The 16107-nt window shown below is 53.6% G+C and carries 10 protein-coding genes; 6 read left to right on the forward strand and 4 right to left on the reverse strand.

Translation table 11 applies throughout. From position 1 onward, the window contains the following. The first annotated feature begins 199 nt into the window (after nucleotides 1-199). Complete coding sequence (locus EFA46_RS09025; RefSeq protein WP_148040670.1) at nucleotides 200-568, forward strand: hypothetical protein; 369 nt, start codon at nucleotides 200-202, stop codon at nucleotides 566-568. A gap of 419 nt (nucleotides 569-987) precedes the next feature. Continuing rightward, nucleotides 988-1203 (forward strand): hypothetical protein, encoded by a 216-nt coding sequence (locus EFA46_RS09030; RefSeq protein WP_148040669.1) that lies wholly within the window; start codon nucleotides 988-990, stop codon nucleotides 1201-1203. Between the two features lie 9 nt (nucleotides 1204-1212). Here EFA46_RS09030 and EFA46_RS09035 read toward each other — a convergent pair whose 3' ends face one another. From EFA46_RS09035 to pglX, 3 genes are read right to left on the reverse strand one after another with little or no spacing between them, the layout of a single operon-like run. Next, nucleotides 1213-4119 (reverse strand): helicase-related protein, encoded by a 2907-nt coding sequence (locus tag EFA46_RS09035; protein ID WP_123076518.1) that lies wholly within the window; start codon nucleotides 4117-4119, stop codon nucleotides 1213-1215. Between the two features lie 6 nt (nucleotides 4120-4125). Then, nucleotides 4126-6291 carry a BREX-5 system phosphatase PglZ gene (pglZ, locus tag EFA46_RS09040; RefSeq protein WP_123076516.1) on the reverse strand — a complete coding sequence of 722 codons (2166 nt, stop codon included), beginning with the start codon at nucleotides 6289-6291 and terminating at the stop codon, nucleotides 4126-4128. 2 nt (nucleotides 6292-6293) lie between these two features. Beyond that, nucleotides 6294-10532, reverse strand: a complete 4239-nt coding sequence (gene pglX, locus EFA46_RS09045; RefSeq protein ID WP_123076514.1) for a BREX-5 system adenine-specific DNA-methyltransferase PglX — start codon at nucleotides 10530-10532, stop codon at nucleotides 6294-6296. Between the two features lie 187 nt (nucleotides 10533-10719). Here pglX and EFA46_RS09050 point away from each other — a divergent pair, with 187 nt between their 5' ends. Next, on the forward strand, nucleotides 10720-11124 hold the full coding sequence (locus EFA46_RS09050) for a hypothetical protein (protein ID WP_148040668.1): 405 nt from the start codon (nucleotides 10720-10722) through the stop codon (nucleotides 11122-11124). A 5-nt stretch (nucleotides 11125-11129) separates the two neighbouring features. Then, the gene (locus EFA46_RS09055; RefSeq protein ID WP_148040667.1) at nucleotides 11130-11369 is read left to right on the forward strand and encodes a hypothetical protein; all 240 of its coding nucleotides are present in this window, start codon (nucleotides 11130-11132) and stop codon (nucleotides 11367-11369) included. 18 nt (nucleotides 11370-11387) lie between these two features. Here EFA46_RS09055 and EFA46_RS09060 read toward each other — a convergent pair whose 3' ends face one another. Beyond that, entirely contained in the window at nucleotides 11388-12383 is a 996-nt protein-coding gene (locus tag EFA46_RS09060; protein WP_123076510.1) for a hypothetical protein, read from the reverse strand. Nucleotides 12384-12595: 212 nt separating this feature from the next. Between EFA46_RS09060 and EFA46_RS09065 the strand changes: the two genes are divergently transcribed. Together EFA46_RS09065 and EFA46_RS09070 are read left to right on the forward strand one after the other, a co-directional pair. Continuing rightward, nucleotides 12596-13513: a DUF1837 domain-containing protein gene (locus tag EFA46_RS09065; RefSeq protein ID WP_123076508.1), complete on the forward strand. Its 918-nt coding sequence runs from the start codon at nucleotides 12596-12598 to the stop codon at nucleotides 13511-13513. Further along, the gene (locus tag EFA46_RS09070; protein WP_123076506.1) at nucleotides 13513-16080 is read left to right on the forward strand and encodes a DEAD/DEAH box helicase; all 2568 of its coding nucleotides are present in this window, start codon (nucleotides 13513-13515) and stop codon (nucleotides 16078-16080) included. Before EFA46_RS09065 ends, EFA46_RS09070 begins: the two co-directional genes overlap by 1 nt. Nucleotides 16081-16107: the final 27 nt, after the last annotated feature.

Consider the following 16107-nt stretch of genomic DNA (forward strand, 5'->3'; position numbering starts at 1 on the left):
GATTTACCGACACTTATGTCTAGCCAGTACCTGACATTGTCCTGCGCGGGCAGCCCCGCAGAAACGGGCCGGTGGTGGTGCACCGATCCCGCGCGCTGCCAAGTATGACAGCAACCATCACTACGAGTCGTCGACAGAAAAAGCGTATCGTCTTGAGAGGCTGGATTAGTAGTCGATTCGTCGTGCGGGGTGTGGGACGGTGAATCAGGATGGCCTGCCGTCGGGTCTGACGGCCACGAACGTCGCGCACGCACTCGATGCACTCAGCGAGCCTCGCCGCGTGCACGCTGTTCAATATCTGAGTTCCTTCGAGGCCGATTCAGAGGTCTCGCTGCGCAAGCTTGCGAAAGCCGTCGCAGGCCGCGAACACGACAAGCCGCCGAACCAAATCGAGCATGCGGCGTACAAGTCCACACGCGGATCTCTCCACAATTGGCATCTTCCCTCCCTCGCACAGTGTGGAGCGATCACGTACGACGAGGGGTCGAAGACCATCACGGTTCGGTCAGAACTGCGCTTTTTCTGTGCAGTTCTCTCCTTGGTCACAACCTGGGTTCGGCTCGAGTAACTCAGCCTCTGGTTGAGGAGGAGCTTCTCCGAGATCGCATAGAGCCTGTGTTGGTTCTCAACCATCCACTGTTCAGATCGGCGAGTAAATCGGCATGAGGGGGCGATATTTCGGTCGCGTATCGCACAGGGCGAATGTCGAAATAATCACCGCGAGTATGTCGCTATGCAGGCGGATCGTTCAGTCGGCGATTCAAGCCACCTGGGATGGTTAGTGCCAATACTCATCACCGCCTGCTTCACCAGTAACGATGACTGATACCTCCGAAGCCACCACCGACGAACTACCACCGCCCAGTCCTCTCGTAGCAGTAACCGAGGACCATCGAGTGCAAGACCGACTGCACGAACTCAAAGAAAAACAAGAGGGAAGTAACCCAGAACTACGATTCAAGCAAGCCGTAAAAGACGTCTTCCTCGATGACTGAAACGGGACAGAATTCGCCCGGTCGATGCATCATCTGCGACAGGACTGCTGAAGCAGCACACACCATCGGATTCCCTGAAATCGAGGACCCAATCTGGGTCTGCGAAGTCTGCGTCGACAGGCTCAGAGAAGCTCAGTCGTCCCCAGACAAGACGCTCATCGACATCCTGATTGAGGATGTCGCCACGCTCGACAGTCGACCGGATTAGACGACGGCACTACACGGGGAGAGCAAGACACAGGTTCTCGACTTCGGGGGCGAGTGAGATGACCCGAGCCTTCCGCTGCAATTCCTGGCGTCGGTCTTCGATACGCTGCTCGAGCTTGTTGAGGCGCTCCTGCTGGCCGCGGATGGCGATGTCCATATTCGACCCAGCTTCTGCCTTCCGCTCGTAGTCCTCGATGAATTCCTCGATCCGCTGGCGTTCGGCTTCAGCATACTCCTCGAGATCATCCAACTCTTGCTGAGTTTCCTCTCGGCGCCGTTCGTGTAGGTCTTCCCTCAGAGATGCAACCTGCTGGCTGATGTAGCGGTCAGCCGCCGCACGCAGCTGATCCTGGCTCTGAATCAGCGACCGCACGCGGTCAGCGTCGGGCGACCCTTTGACGCTGTCCCCCTGGACGACACGCTGCCCAAGTCGCTGTCGGGGATCTTGGTGGTGGACGTCGACGTACACGGGGATCATGTCTTCACGGATGACTTCGCCCGTTCCGTCCTCGAACTTTATACGATAATTGTACGCTATTCCAGGCTCGTCGACGAACGGGAGGAGCTTTAGCCCAACATCGCCGTGTTCGCTATCCAGCACTTGCTGCATGAGTCGCTGAACCAGGTCGTCATCCGGGGACACGTAGTCGATGCCATCGTGGTCCATGGCGAACTCTCGACTGAACGTGAACGGCCCGTACTCCTCGTCCGGCCCCTGCCGAAGGGAGCGAGGTAACTCGGCCCGGTAGAGATTGCTCCCAGCCTTCTCGACATCACCACCAAGCGCCTCGACGCCCCGTTCAACGAATTCGTGGATGTCTGCTTCGGTCCCGTAGACATCCTCAGACTCGTCCATGACCTCCTGAATCTTCTCCCGGCTCTCCTGGTCGAACGTACTCGTGTCGATGAGGCTGCGTTCGTACCACTCCTGGAGGGTGCGTTGGCGCTCATCGATGAGTTCCTCGAGTTCCTCCTTGGTTGCGCTTGCAGGTTTCTCGTTCTGGATGGACTCCATGATGAGCGAGTCGACGTTGATGTCGTCGAGCATTCCCAGCACGTCGGCCGTGTTGCCGAGTTTCCCGCGGATGTTCTCGACCTTGTTCTGGAGCATCTCGAAAATCTCGCCCTCGCGGGTGTCCTCGAACGTGAAATTCCAGACCTTGACTTCCTTCTCCTGTCCGTAGCGGTGGAGACGACCGATGCGCTGCTCGAGGCGGTTCGGGTTCCACGGCAGCTCGTAGTTCACCATGATGTGGCAGCTGTGCTGGAGGTCGATCCCCTCGCTGGCTGCGTCAGTCGCAAAGAGCAGACGGGACTGACCGTGGTTGAACTCGTCCTCGATGCGGGCACGCTCTTCCTTGTCGACGTCGCCGTGGATGACGAGGATCTCGTCGGCCCAGGGTTCGTCTTTCACGAGGTCGAGGAGGTAGTCCAGCGTGTCGCGGTACTCGGTGAACAGCAGGAGTTTCTCGTCGGGCTGCTCTTCCAGGAGTTGTTTGATGTAGCGGCGGACTTTCTGGGCCTTGGAGTCGACGGAGATTCCTTCGGCGAGCGAGACGAGGTCGCGAAGAGTCTCGATCTCTTCCTCGAGTTGTGCGTCGCTCTCGGTGACGGTCAGCGCAGAGAGTTCCTCCTCGGCCTGTTGTTTATCCTCCTTGTCGAGATCCTCCCCGTCAAGGTATGCGGACGCTTCTTCGGAGAGACTGGTGGAGGTCGATTGCTCGTCGACGAGGTCGCCCAGGCGACGACTCAGCGTTGCTTGGATGGCGCCGATGCTGCTGACGAGGCGCTTCTGCATGAGCGCCATCGCGAACCCGACCGCGGGCTCGTTCAACTTCTCTGAGCGGTTGTAGACGTTCTGGACGTAGTCGGTGACGGCACGGTAGAACTGCCGCTCATCATGGGTCATATCCACGGGAATCGTGTTGACCTCCCGGTCGGGGAAGATGCGTTCGCCGTCGTCGTCGTACAACGTCTGTTTCCCACGGCGAATCATGACGCGGTCGACGGCTTCTTTCGAGAGGTCCTGGTCCTCGGCGACGAGGAACGGATCGATGTACTCGACGAGTGAGCGGAAAGCTTCGCCCTTGCCGTCGTGTGGCGTCGCGCTCAAGAGCAGTAGAGAGTCAGAATTGCCGGCGACCCGTTCGACCATCTTCGACGTCTTGCTCGGCGACTCACCGCGCTTGGCGGCCTTGTGTGCCTCGTCGACTACCACGACGTCCCAGAACGCCTCCTCGAGAGCCGGCTGGAACTCTTCTTGTCGGAGGAAGGCCTGGCTCGTGACCATCTGCTGGTGATCTTGGTTCCAGATATTGGCCTCTTCTCCGAGTCTGCGGCGTTCGCCCTCGACCCACTGGCGGTCGGCCGGTGTGAGGTCGATGTCGAAGAAGCGATCCATGTCCCGAATCCACTTCTTCTGGAGGTGAGCGGGGACGACGAACAGGACGCGGTCGGCACGGTTGCGGGCAGTGAGTTCCTTGAGGATGAGGCCTGCCTCGATGGTTTTCCCGAGGCCGACGTCGTCGGCGATGAGCGCCCGCTGGCGTAGTTTCTGCATCACCCAGTTGACCGCTGCGAGCTGGTAGGGCTCGAGACGAACGAGTGAGTTCGATATGCTCAGCAGTTGGCCCTGTTCGTGGGCAATTTGTAGTTGGAGGGCTTGGGAACGCAGGTCGAACCACTCGGCTGAGACTGCTTCGTGATCGGGATGCAGCTGGTCGGCTGACGCTGGTTCTAACTCGCCAAGTTGGTCGCCTTTTGGCTCGATTTCGACGTCGTCGATACAGACGGTCTTCACGCCAGCGTTTTCGACGTACGCCCGCAGATAGTCGAGATCGCCGACGGAGTACGTCTTGATGACCTCGGCGGTGGTCCCGTTCAGTAGAATCGCGTCGCCTGGCTCGAAGTCAGTCATGAGGAGTTACTCTTGGGTGATCGTGACGAAGTTCAGAATGAATTCCTGAGGGAGGACACCACCATGGTAGAAGCGCGCGTCCGGGAGTCCTTGGTTGCGGAAGCGCTGGATCGGGTCGGCGAGGGCGCTGATTTTCGTGTCGTCGTCGAGGTAGCCGAGGTGGGCGTTCTCGTCCAGTAAGACTCCGGGTGCATGGTCGTCGAGGTTCGATCCGGCGATCCATCGGCGGGTCACCTGCTCAGCCTCGTCTGGCGGGTGGATGTCGTCGATGTCAACGCTCTGCGGGAGGGAGACGAAGCCGTGGTCGGCGAGGATGTACGCACGGTCCCACTCGCCCTGGTTGAGCTTCTCGCAGATGATGTCGGAGATTTTCTCGATACGGTCGCTGAACAGCGCCTCGAAGTCGGTCAGTTCCTTTTCGCCGGCCTTGTCGAGGTCGTTCCAGTAGTAGGCGACACGCGTGCTGGACCAGCCCGACTGCTCGTCCTCGCTCTGCATGATGTAGCTCCAGCCGTCGTCCTTCAGCAGCTTCTCGCGCTGGTAGTTGGTGATCTTGCGGCCGTTGCGTTCAGGGACGAGTTCGCCGTCTTCTAATTCAATGTTGAAGCTGAACTTGCTCCCAGGTGTGAGCGCTGCCTTTCCGAACTCGGTGTCCGAGGGGAGTGTTCCGACCCAGGCCGTCTCGTCGACTTCGAGGCCGGGAAGTTCACGACGGACGGCGTCAGCCAGTTCGTGGGCGAGGTCGAAGCGTAGCGCGTCGACGATGAACAGCGCGACGCTCTGTCCACTCTGGAGGTGTTCGCTCTCCTGGTCGAAGAACTGGTGGGCGTAGTTTTCGCCGACGAACGGCGAGCCTGCCTCGATCTGGTCGACGACGAGGTCACCGAGATCACTGAGGTAGTCGAGGTAGCGCGACTCAGTCAGCGACGTGCGCAGGTCGTCGAGTGTCGCCGTCGCGGGATGCTCTTCGGGTAGATCATTCTCTGGTTCGCCCGAGATGATGAGGTTGAAGACGGCGTTATCGATCTGCCAGGTGCCGTCGTCGACGTCGCCGTAGAGGTCGACGACGTCGGTCGTGTCGCCGCGCTCTTCCCACGTCTCGAGTTCGTGCGCGAGGTTCGCGACCTCGACGGCCTGTTCCCAGACCTGTGTCCACGGGATGTCACCGTAGGCCGTTTCGAGGCGCTGGTGGCGCTTCGACGCGCGAGTCGCACACATCTCGTACTCGCCGCTGTTGAAGGATTGAGTCCACTCGTCCCAAAGTTCGTGTTCGAGCGAGGCGTCGACCGGGCAGTCGGCCAGTTCCCACGGGTCGTCGTACGTGCGCAGAACATCGTGCCAGAAGCGAGCGTCGGGATCGAGATAGACCTCTGCCAGTTCTTCGGCACGGTCGGAGTCGACCTTGCTCAGCAGCGACTGGAGTTCGGGCCGTGAGATTCCGAGTCCAGATCTGGGCTCGGGCCGGTACTCGGCGTCGAGAAGCGACTTGTCGAGGCTCTCTTCGACGAGCCACTCGGCGACTGCCCAGCGGCGCGTGCGCGTCACGAGCACGTTTTCGTCGGTGACGCCCTCGACGGCCGTGACGCCCTCATCGACCAGCAGGTCGCGGATCTTCAGCAGATCGTCGGTATCGTCCGGGAGGTTCTCGGCGCCGTGTTCGAGGACGAACTGGACCGGATCGTCGTGCCCGTCGAGGACGATCTTCGTCTGGAGTCCTTGGAGCGTCGGCAGGCCGCCATCCCCATTGAGTTCCTGAAAGAGCGTCTTCGCGACCTGCTCTCGGTCGCCCTCGTCGGCGTCCTCGTAGGCTGTGCGAATCGAGGCCGCCTGGATCCGGTCGTTCTCGAAGCAGCGTGCCGCGAGCTTGCCGATGTGGGCTTCGACGACACCACCAGTGTTCTCGACGTCCTTGAACCAGTCCACGTCGTCGCTGTGGGGCTGCGGCACGTACCAGACGGTTCGGTCACGGGGTGCGTCGGATCGTAGCTCCAGCGGCGTTCGTTCGGCTGCGCGAAACTCACAGCCCAGTGAGTGGCTCACGCTCTCGACGATGTCCCGAAGGTAGCCACCATTGTCCCACCAGAGCACGACCGGCTCGTCGTCGGCCGCCTCGTCGATGGCAGTCTCGATGGCGTCTTCAGCGCACTGTGGGAGAGTCTTCGTCGCGGGCATGGTTACAGGACGTTGTCATCGACAGTCTTCGGAACGATCTCGGCGTCGGAGAGCGGCGTGATGTTGATTTCGACGCCATGTTTGTGATTTGGCCGGTAGCCAGCGGTCGTAATTTCTGAAAGTGCTCGTTCTTCCCACTCGGACGGAATCCTACTTGCGAGGTCGTTACACTTGGATTCGACCTCTTCTGCTAATGATTCGTACTGTTCAAACTCGGAGGCAATCTGGGCTAGTAGCTTCGCTTCGTCGTCGATTAATGACTCTTTTGGCTGTCCGTTCTCGTTTAGTAGGTCGTCCGCCTGCTTTTTGGGATAGTATCCGATGGACAATATTCCTGTACTGGTCGGCCACACAGACCCCTTCAGCTCATCACCGAAGTAGGTGAGTAGATCATACAGGTGTGCTTCAACGGGCTCATTCGCGCCTTTTGCGTAACTTCCTGCGGCATGTTCAAGATCCTCTATAGCACTGATCCACTCCTCTTTGTTCTCCCGAAGAGTATCCACAAAGGAGGCGCTAAAGGTATCTTCCAACTCACTCTCATCTTTTATTTCCAGCAACCGTTCGTAACACTGAATCTTTTCTTCTGTGACCTCGCGGAATTGCTCAACATCCTCTTCGAGAGCTTTCGCGATTTCGCGGTCTTCTTCACCCCAGTCTCGCGGGCTCTCCTTGATTAGGTTTTGAATCGAGTCTTGGAACTGCTCAATTTGTTGAAGACCGCTCTTACATTGCTCGAATCTTTCTGTTGCTTCTGCCCGTTCACTAGCGGCCAGAGAGTCATCTGAACGCTTTCTCTCTGCGGAATTCCGACGCTCTCGGAGTTCAGCTTTACGCGGTTCGAGATACTGGCTTTCTAGTCGATCAAAGGTACCTGTATCGAACTGGTGGTAATCAAGAAGACAGGAGAAGCCTTCACCCTCCGGATCAGGAACGAGGTTCTTCGTGGTCAGCTTCCATAGTACCGGTCTGTTCTCAAACTGTTGGGTCAGGTATTCGAAGAGGTCCTGCTGAAGCCAATCCCGGAGATTGGGGTACGCCTCTTCAGCACGTTCTTTATTCCCCAATAGACCGTCTATTTCTGCGAGACGACTCTCGTGTTCATCCCCAAATACCGACTCAAATTTTGATACGATGTCCTCTAGTAGGGTTTCTCGCGACGACTGAACTTCGGTTGGGAGTTCAACAATCCCATCTGGGTCTTCCTGGATTATTCGGTGAGTGAGATGTACAAGCAGATTCTTCACATACTTGACTGTGTTTTCCCTCGTTTCTGTGACTGACTCAGGATCGTATTCTTCCGTCTGTCGCGGGTCCTCGTTAGTACGAAGTGCTATTTCGCGGTAGACCTCTTCTCGTCCTTCTTCGTCCACTTCAAAGAGGTCAAAGACGTATTCGTCAATGTAATCTGCTTTGTCTTGTAGCCTCTCCTGAAGCTTCTCCTTTCGTTTGTCTGTCGCGGTGGAAAGTTCGCAGATACTGGCAGTTGCGCTCAGCTTCTTGTCGTTCTTGGGTATTGGAAGCTCGTCAAGTACCGTTCGGTGAGGATGGTCAAACAGGGCATCAGGTTCAGCGCCCTCAACTTGCTTCAGAAGGGCTGGTCCAGTATAATGGGGGGACGTAATATCATCGCTTCTAAGAGCAAGGAGGATTCCTGCAATCTCTTTAGCTTGAATATCTAGATCACTCTGGTTGATAATGTCTTCACGCCACGGAAGTCTGGAGACATATCCGACCTCCCACTGGCGGTCCGGAGTTTGACAAATCATTAGATATGTCGTCAGACTACTATTAGCGTATGATAGTATATCCCATACGTCACGATCTGGAACAAAAACGCACCCTGCGCGGCCAAATACAGAGTCTGGGTGGAGGTAACCGAAACGTCGTCCGCCGGCTTTCATATACGTCCAAGTTAGAGCTTCTTTGAAATACGCATCTTCGTTCCTTATATAAGAGCCTTCGAACCGCTTCAATTCCTCCCCATTCTCCCCCCAACCGAGAACAAGATTAAGATTAGGCAGAATCCAAGCGTCCTTCCCCCCCTTCGCGAATGGGGTCCAGTAATCACTAGTTCCTTCCCAGAATTTCCGAACGAATCTTGCGTTGTCTGCGGTGCTAAGGCCTTGCTTTGCAGAGCCTAGCCCCTCGCGTTTCTCTAGGCTTCCATTCTCATCATCAAATACTGTCTCTGAGTCATATAGTGCCCTAAGATCAGTTGAAGCCCAGTAGGAGAGAGGCGATCCCGGTATCAGGTCAAATTCGGAAATCGGCCGGACATATTTTCGAGGAATATCTCCTGACTGCTCACCGAAGGCAGCTTCAACAAAGGTTTCTTCCTTATCATAGGTATCTACATCATGGAGACGAAAGAATGTGCCTGATGACTCTTTGTTCGTCTGTGTGTCAACTCTAACGACAGTACCCGCAGTTCGAACTGTCGCATTATCCAGAACATCGTTTCCGTACTCTGCCAAGAAGTCAAACGAGCCTTCAGATCCGATGAAATCTTCACGGAAATCTTGGAAACTACTTTTAAACATAAACGTCCGTGGGACGATCATGCCAATTCGACCGCCTTCCTTCAACACGGATTCACAAACTTCGAAGAAGTTTATATAGTATTCAGGCCCGTACTCGTAGTGTTCTTCGACGTAATCAGAGACTTCCTCAGGCATGCGCTTTTTTGCTCCATAGGGGGGGTTCATGAGAGCCACATCGTAGTCCTGAGAGAGCACCTGAAGGAGCCTAAGGAAACTCTTCAGGTCTTGTGCCAAGAAGGACTCCCCGTCCCGTTGCTCCGAGATAGCGTCGTGCAGTTCGTCAAGAAATGCATTTAAACTCCGTGCGCTACCCCAAGATTCGGTGAGTTTTGCCTGACGATCTAGGAATTCTTCTGAGATGGAGTCCCGGACCTTAAGAAGGCTTCCGAGCCCATGAATATCTTCAAACTGCGTAAGGAGATCCTCAAGTGTGTTTTGGAGTTCTTGGTTTTCTCCCGCAACCTGACTGAATACGTCTACCGCGTTTCCGGAGTCTGCCACACGTGCATCGGCACACACAATGCCGACTTCTGGAAGTTCAAAACCTTGCGCCCCCTCTTGCTCAGAACGCTCCCTGGCTTTGAGATACAGACTGAGTGCCGCGATTTGGCACGCCCTGAGATCAATATCCACCCCGTAGAGATTATTCTGAAGAATTTTCTTGGGAACCTCTTCCCGGGGGATTTCCGGACATTCATTCCACCAAATACGTTCTAGAACATCAAATGCATAAAGAAGGAAATGCCCACTACCACAGGCAGGATCGATGACCCGTATTTCAGAGGGGTGAGTGAAATCCGCACTCGAAGCATGGTATTCTTCCTCAACTAGATAAGTACAGAGGTCTGCGATCTCTGTCCCATTTTCAGATGAACCGTCCCGATTAATCCGCTCTGAGGGTGTTAAGCAGGCCTGCTCCTCAATCGTACTATCAAGTTGGTTCGTAGATTCAAGATACAGTTTCCCGAGGCTATTATCTGTGAGACTTCGAACTACCCAGTGGGGGGTGTAGAACTGGTTAGCAGCCGGAACATCCTCGATCTCTAACCTCCCTTCCCGGGCCTTCCGCTGCACTTCCTTTAAGCGCGGTGTGTTGTAGTATTCGTAGACCCATCCGAGAACATCGTCAGCGCGCCATACGTTGTCGGGGACCTCGGCGAGTTTTCCGCAAAGCTCCTCGTAGGTATCATTATCCGGGTCGATCAGACTGTACGCCGATGACCGGTCGAATAGGATTTCAATTTCCTGAGCAAGCTCGTCACATGCGTTGTGATACGCCTCTAGAATCGCCTCATCCTCCAAAAGGAACTCTTCGTGAACGAGGGTTTCCGCTGCGGGAGTCAGACCGTTATCTTTGAAAACAGTGACCTCTTCTTTAATGAAGTCACGCACTTCCATACACCGCAGTGCCGCAAGCCGGTTAACGATAGTATAGCCAACGCCAGTCACATACTGATCGAAGGCTTCATCCCAGCTGTGCCCGTCAACAGCCTCTAACTCAATAGCTTCGACAAGGCGTTCTGTCTCATCATCTACTTGTCCAAGACTGTCGGGCTTGTCCTCAAGATCCTTCTGCTTGAGCTGGAACTCAACGTTGTCCTCAACACGCTCGCGCATCCCGGCGACTACACTTTCGAGGTGTTCACGCTCGTCCTTGTCAAGTTGGGCCTTCTGTTGGGTGAGAGAATCGCTTGCCATAGGAGGATGTGTATGCTATGTCCGAATCACACGACCATCTTTAATGTTGCCGATGGTGGAAGTCCGACTCCTATCCGTCGACGAGTATGCTCCCCCGGTCGTGCAGAATAATTATCAGGATCAATCGCGTCTGTAGGGCTGATAGCCCATGTCCACACCTCGGAAAAACAGCAGTGGACCAGACGTAGTGCAATTCCTGATTAAGAGCGCCTTCACAGGAGCTGTCGCCACGGTCGCCCTCATACCAGTATTCCTGAAAATATTCCGTGAGCTGAGGAGTGTACACCAGACGCTCTCACCAGAAGGTGGTGTGTACTCTCAGGAAATTTCTACAATCCTCCTGGCGGGGGAATTGGCGTTCACGATTCTCCCAATCGCCTCGACGATCGGGGCGATAGGTGTCGCCTACGTCAACCTGGGTGCATCAGGAGTCGTGCTGTACCTCCTCATCTCGTCAGCAGCTGCGGGAATGCTTGCGGGAAGCACGGCGGCGGTTATGACCTTCATGTTGGGTGCGGTCGCGATGGTAATCGTTCGAGCATTCAAGTCAAGATCGCGTCACCAACGCCGTCCGCCAATTCGCCCCCGGTGATCAACATGAGCGACGATGAGGAGTCCAATATGTCCGCGGGGAGGCGCGAGCGAGAAGCGATGTATCCCGACCAGGGGTACGTCCTCGTCCGCATCGATTACAACAGTCCGCCGGGAGACGCTCTCGAAAAGGTGGCCACCTACACGTCTCTCGATGAGATCGGGAGCATACCTTCAGACACGGACTGGGAAGGGTACGTCGTCTACGACAGTGAGGGGAACGCGTACTCCAACGAAGACCTCTGAGCACTCGCTCAGGTGAACTCACTCCTCCAGTTCAGTTGTGTGATGCGGACTCTCTCGAAGCGTCGACAACGAAACGTACCGATGCCCCTGCACGAACGCCACCGTTCGATTCGAGTCGCTCGCCGTCTTGTCATTCTGGACGGGTTGGTCAAGTTCGAGGTCGGGTTCGAGGAACAAGACCTTCTGCGTGTCCCCATACCGCTCTGACCCGTTTGCACGCATCTTCTCGACCGATTCGAGCAATGACTGCTCCTGGTGGTGGGAGAGTTCTGAGTGATTGCGAACCGTTTCCTCGTCCAGGGTGATGCTCTCGATGCTTCCGGTTACCCGCGGGACTTCGGCCTTGATTTCGCCGTCCTTGTAGAACGCGAGGTGGGACACCGGTTTGAACGAACGATTGGGCTGACAGAAGTAGTGGTCGTAGGTGTGGTATTCGTCCCACGCCCGTCGTGCACCGACGACGAGGACGCGGTCTTCCTTCCCGCTCACGAGCTCCTCGTCGTAGATGAAGCGCATCAGTTCCCGCAACAGGAACGCCTCGCGCTCGGTCGGTACGTACATACTCGCCTCGGCACTTCCGACGTCGCGTTCGAGCACCGATTCGAGGGTGCCGACCAGTGTATCGAAACTCGCCCAGACGAGGCGGTCATCGTCGATCGCCTGGACTTCGCTGGGGACGCGCTCGTCGGGTGTGAGCACGATCAAGCGCTGGAGGTCTGACGGGTCTTGATCGAGGGCCTTGAGATGGTCCTCAAGTTGGCTTTGTCGGACGGCGTTCCGGCTCGTCTTGGTCTCGAACCAGAGGGCAGTCGACCCCCGGATAGCTGCATCCGGAACTGAGTCCACGCCAGTCACTTGGTTGTCGAACGCGACGAGCGAGAGATCAGATTCATCGACGAGTGCCTCGAGGATGTCCTCGCCCAGACGGCTGTTGACGTGTTCGAGCACCGCGAGTAGGGTCGATGTTACTCGATTCTCGCCCTGGGTGTATGTAGAAAACAGCGGGTTCGTCATGCTATTTCCCTATTCGTACTTGTCCAAAGTCGTTTTCTCTGCCAGTATCTATTCGGTGGGTTGTAGATGGGTTTGAGGCCACTACACAAATCTGTATTATGACTTAGGTTTGTGGCATATCCACGATAGGGTGAAAGATCGGGACGTCGCTCCTGACTTTTGGAATACATTTATTAGGTGCCTATTTCACTTGTGAACCAATCACCATCAGGATGGACGAAGGATTCCGGACCCCTTGGTCAGAACACACGATTATCAACGAGAATGAGTTGAAAAATCATCTCTGTGAGGGAGAGGAGTTGGAAGAAAAGAAGATCAAGGTAAGCTCCTACACAGTTAGTCCAAACTACGGTACTATAGACTACGATAGCTTCATCGAGTTCCTTGGGGAGAAGTACATGTACTTCGCGTTTCCTGAGGAGAAAGTCGAAGAATTCGATAGGCCGATGCATAGGGCTCAGAAGCTATCTGATTACAAGGAAGATGCCAGATACGACGGCAAATGGGGCGAATTAATACTGTTTACCCTCGTGGATGGTATTCTGGATATTCCCATGGTATCCCACAAGCTGGGATGGAAACAAAATCCAGTCGACCAAATCAAGGGTTCTGATGGATTGTTCTTCGGGAAATATGAGGGGTCACCCAGCCTCGGCTTAGGAGAGGCTAAAATGTATAGTGACCTCGCTGATGGTATTGAAGAAGCCCTGGACAGCACTGATCGTTTTCATGAAGACGGCAGTCAGGTAAGGAATCAACACGAATTAGCAGTTGCAGCGGGGAATCTCAGTGAAAATCTCTCTTCAGAGAAAATAGAAGAATTAGCATCACTTTTCACAACTAAGCAGCGCGATTATCAGATTATGCATCCCATTTTCATCGGTTATGATGAACCCGAACTAGCGGAATTACAAGAGGAACCAGCCGAAAATGATGGTGAACTTCTTGACCGTATCCAGAAACATCTTTCAGAGACAAATCTGTTGTCAAAAGTGAAAGAAGAAGTTGAGGATGAATATGACCATCTGAAGAAACACTGGTTGGTTTTCTTTTTCCTGCCGCTTGAGGACAAAGACCGGTTTAGTGAGAAGATGAAAGGCGAAATTTATCCGTATAGCACTGGAGACTAATGTCTACCTACGATAACGCCTCAGAGTTAGAATTCTTCAGAGAATCTTTGAATTCGCTTATCAAGGATCTTCTCCATGACGACCTAGATGTCACGACCAGCAGATGGAATGACAACCCACCGAGTCAGATTCAGAAGAGTGCATGGGTTGCGTCACTGCTAGCATCAAGTGACGATGAAGAACATCAATCAGAGGCTCTCGCGTTTGCGATTCTAGCTTACATCAAGTATCGTGACGAAGAATATTCGGAAGTGTATGAGCGGTATCTCTACATCGTTCTTTCGAGGGTGGGGAACCTCCAGACCTTTGACACCGTCCGCCGGGAGGAAGCCGAAGCTAGTTTTGAGGAAGAGCTGATTTCCTCCCTTGACACCGCATTAAGCCTGGAACTCAGTACGGATCTGGAACGCTATGAGCTGGATGATGGTACTATCCTCTCATCATTCCAGAAAGAGATATTAGACGCTCTTAATGCCGAGAAAGATGTCGCTATCTCAGGGCCAACGTCGTCTGGTAAGTCATTCATCCTGAGAAAGTACATCGAAAGGAAACTTGACCAAGGAGAGGACTTCGAAGCGATCTACGTTGTTCCCACACGAGCTCTCATTTCAGAAGTCAGCGAGAAGCTTTCAGGACTCCATGATGAAGTAGAAGTCAGAACAGGAGCGTACTTTGAGGAGGAGAGTTCGGGCAACTCAGAGGTCAAACATACGTTTTTAGTAGTTACTCCCGAGCGTTGCCTTCGATTGATCGACAATGATACCAGAGCAAAGATCGATCCTCACCTGATATTCTTTGATGAAATTCAGAACGTCCAAGATGGACAACGCGGCGTCTTATTTGAAGATATTATTCAATTACTGACTGATTCTTGGAAAGATACCCAAATCGTTGCGGCAGGCCCCTATCTTGAGAGTCCGTCCGATACGCTAAGATCCCTATCGAATCGTGAGGTTGTAGAAATCAAAACAGCATTCACGCCAGTTCTCCAGATGAAGGCGATCCTTCGATTCAAGAAGGAAGCGAATCAGAGCGGTTCACGACGCACTGTAGATGTGATTCTTTATAGTCCAACAGGCGAAAAACTACGCTTCACAATCCCCGAGCCAGATGATCTAACATACACTACAGTCGATACAAGTAAGAAAAGAGCGCTCACCACCCTTATTGACGAGTATGGTACAGATAGCCAAAACTTGGTGTATGCGGGAAAAACTAACTTTGCGGAAAACCGTGCTGGTCAAATCGCGAAAGAGCGAGGACAGAAGGTAACGTCTTCTAGAATCGACGAACTGCGGCAGTTCCTGCGTAATACGATTCACGAAGATTATCCACTAATTGATTACTTGGAAAAGGGGGTGGCGTTCCATCATGGTCGTGTTCCAAAGATTGCGAGAGAAGAAATTGAGGACCTGTATCGCGACAAGGAAGGTCTTGACACGATCGTTTGCACGTCTACTTTGCTCGAAGGCGTGAATCTCCCTGCTGAAAAAATATTCCTAACCAGCGCATACAGGGGGGACGACGAACTTTCAGAACTTGATTTCCAGAATTTAGTTGGCCGAGTAGGTCGTGTTGATTCCAAACTCTACGGAGCAATATACTGTATTGAAGCCGAGGATGACGAGTGGGTTGACGATAAGTTAGAGGATGATACAGAGGAGACTGTTGAACCAGCCACAACACAAGCAACAGATAATCCTGAGGAATTGATTTCCGCTCTTGGACAACAGGACTTACGAGAGCTGGACGACAGTGCGGTCCGATATACTTCAGTCCTCCTTCGCTCACGGTATTTAAAACCAGATTATAATGTAGGGAACTATCTCCAAGGAAAGGGCTTGTCGGAGTCTGAGATTGACTCTATTGAAGGCGAACTGGAGAACAGTTTGGATAATGTGAATGTCCCGGAAAGGCTCCTGCGGCGGAATCCAACGGTCGATCCTCTCGAGCAGGATAGGTTGTATAATCATGTGATAAATAACCCAGAGAAATGGATAATAGCTGAGAATAGGAACGAATATTCCTACGATAGGCTTCTTCGAATCACCAAGCAACTAAATCAAATTTTCAAATTCACCAAGGACGATGAGTTCGATATTGACCCAGCTAATAGAGAAACGAAACATGGGGCAATTGTACCGATCGTTATCGTCGCAAACCAGTGGTTGCAAGGCGAATCTTATAATACGATGATTAAATCACGCCGTAATAATGAAAATGTGCCGGATGAGGATATTGGTAAATCTATTAGGAATATTCTGGACTTGGTGAATGACGACGTCCGATTTGTGCTTGTGAAGTATTATGGCATGCTCACTGATATTCTAGAGGAGTCTGATTACGAACTCAACAAGTGGACGAAAAACTTTGACCGAATGCTGGAAATGGGATCAATGAATTTCGCTGAACTTCAGTTGATGTCACAAGGTGTCGATAGATCAGTTGCTTTAGAACTGCGCATTCCTTCGAATGTAGACGATGTTAACGAATATCTTCAGAGCCGAAGGGGAAGGATTCCTGATTTCTTCGTTAGACATCTGGAATCTCAAGGAGTTATCTCTTGAAGGCTACTGGCGGAAAACTACGAATGC

Source organism: Halarchaeum sp. CBA1220 (assembly GCF_003721175.2).
Classification (GTDB): Archaea; Halobacteriota; Halobacteria; order Halobacteriales; family Halobacteriaceae; genus Halarchaeum; species Halarchaeum grantii.

Bases quoted from the DNA above. Each gene is read 5' to 3' on its own strand.
- EFA46_RS09030 (WP_148040669.1), top strand. From the start codon at position 988: ATGACTGAAACGGGACAGAATTCGCCCGGTCGATGCATCATCTGCGAC.
- EFA46_RS09035 (WP_123076518.1), bottom strand. From the start codon at position 4,119: ATGACTGACTTCGAGCCAGGCGACGCGATTCTACTGAACGGGACCACC.
- pglZ (WP_123076516.1), bottom strand. From the start codon at position 6,291: ATGCCCGCGACGAAGACTCTCCCACAGTGCGCTGAAGACGCCATCGAG.
- pglX (WP_123076514.1), bottom strand. From the start codon at position 10,532: ATGGCAAGCGATTCTCTCACCCAACAGAAGGCCCAACTTGACAAGGAC.
- EFA46_RS09055 (WP_148040667.1), top strand. From the start codon at position 11,130: ATGAGCGACGATGAGGAGTCCAATATGTCCGCGGGGAGGCGCGAGCGA.
- EFA46_RS09060 (WP_123076510.1), bottom strand. From the start codon at position 12,383: ATGACGAACCCGCTGTTTTCTACATACACCCAGGGCGAGAATCGAGTA.
- EFA46_RS09065 (WP_123076508.1), top strand. From the start codon at position 12,596: ATGGACGAAGGATTCCGGACCCCTTGGTCAGAACACACGATTATCAAC.
- EFA46_RS09070 (WP_123076506.1), top strand. From the start codon at position 13,513: ATGTCTACCTACGATAACGCCTCAGAGTTAGAATTCTTCAGAGAATCT.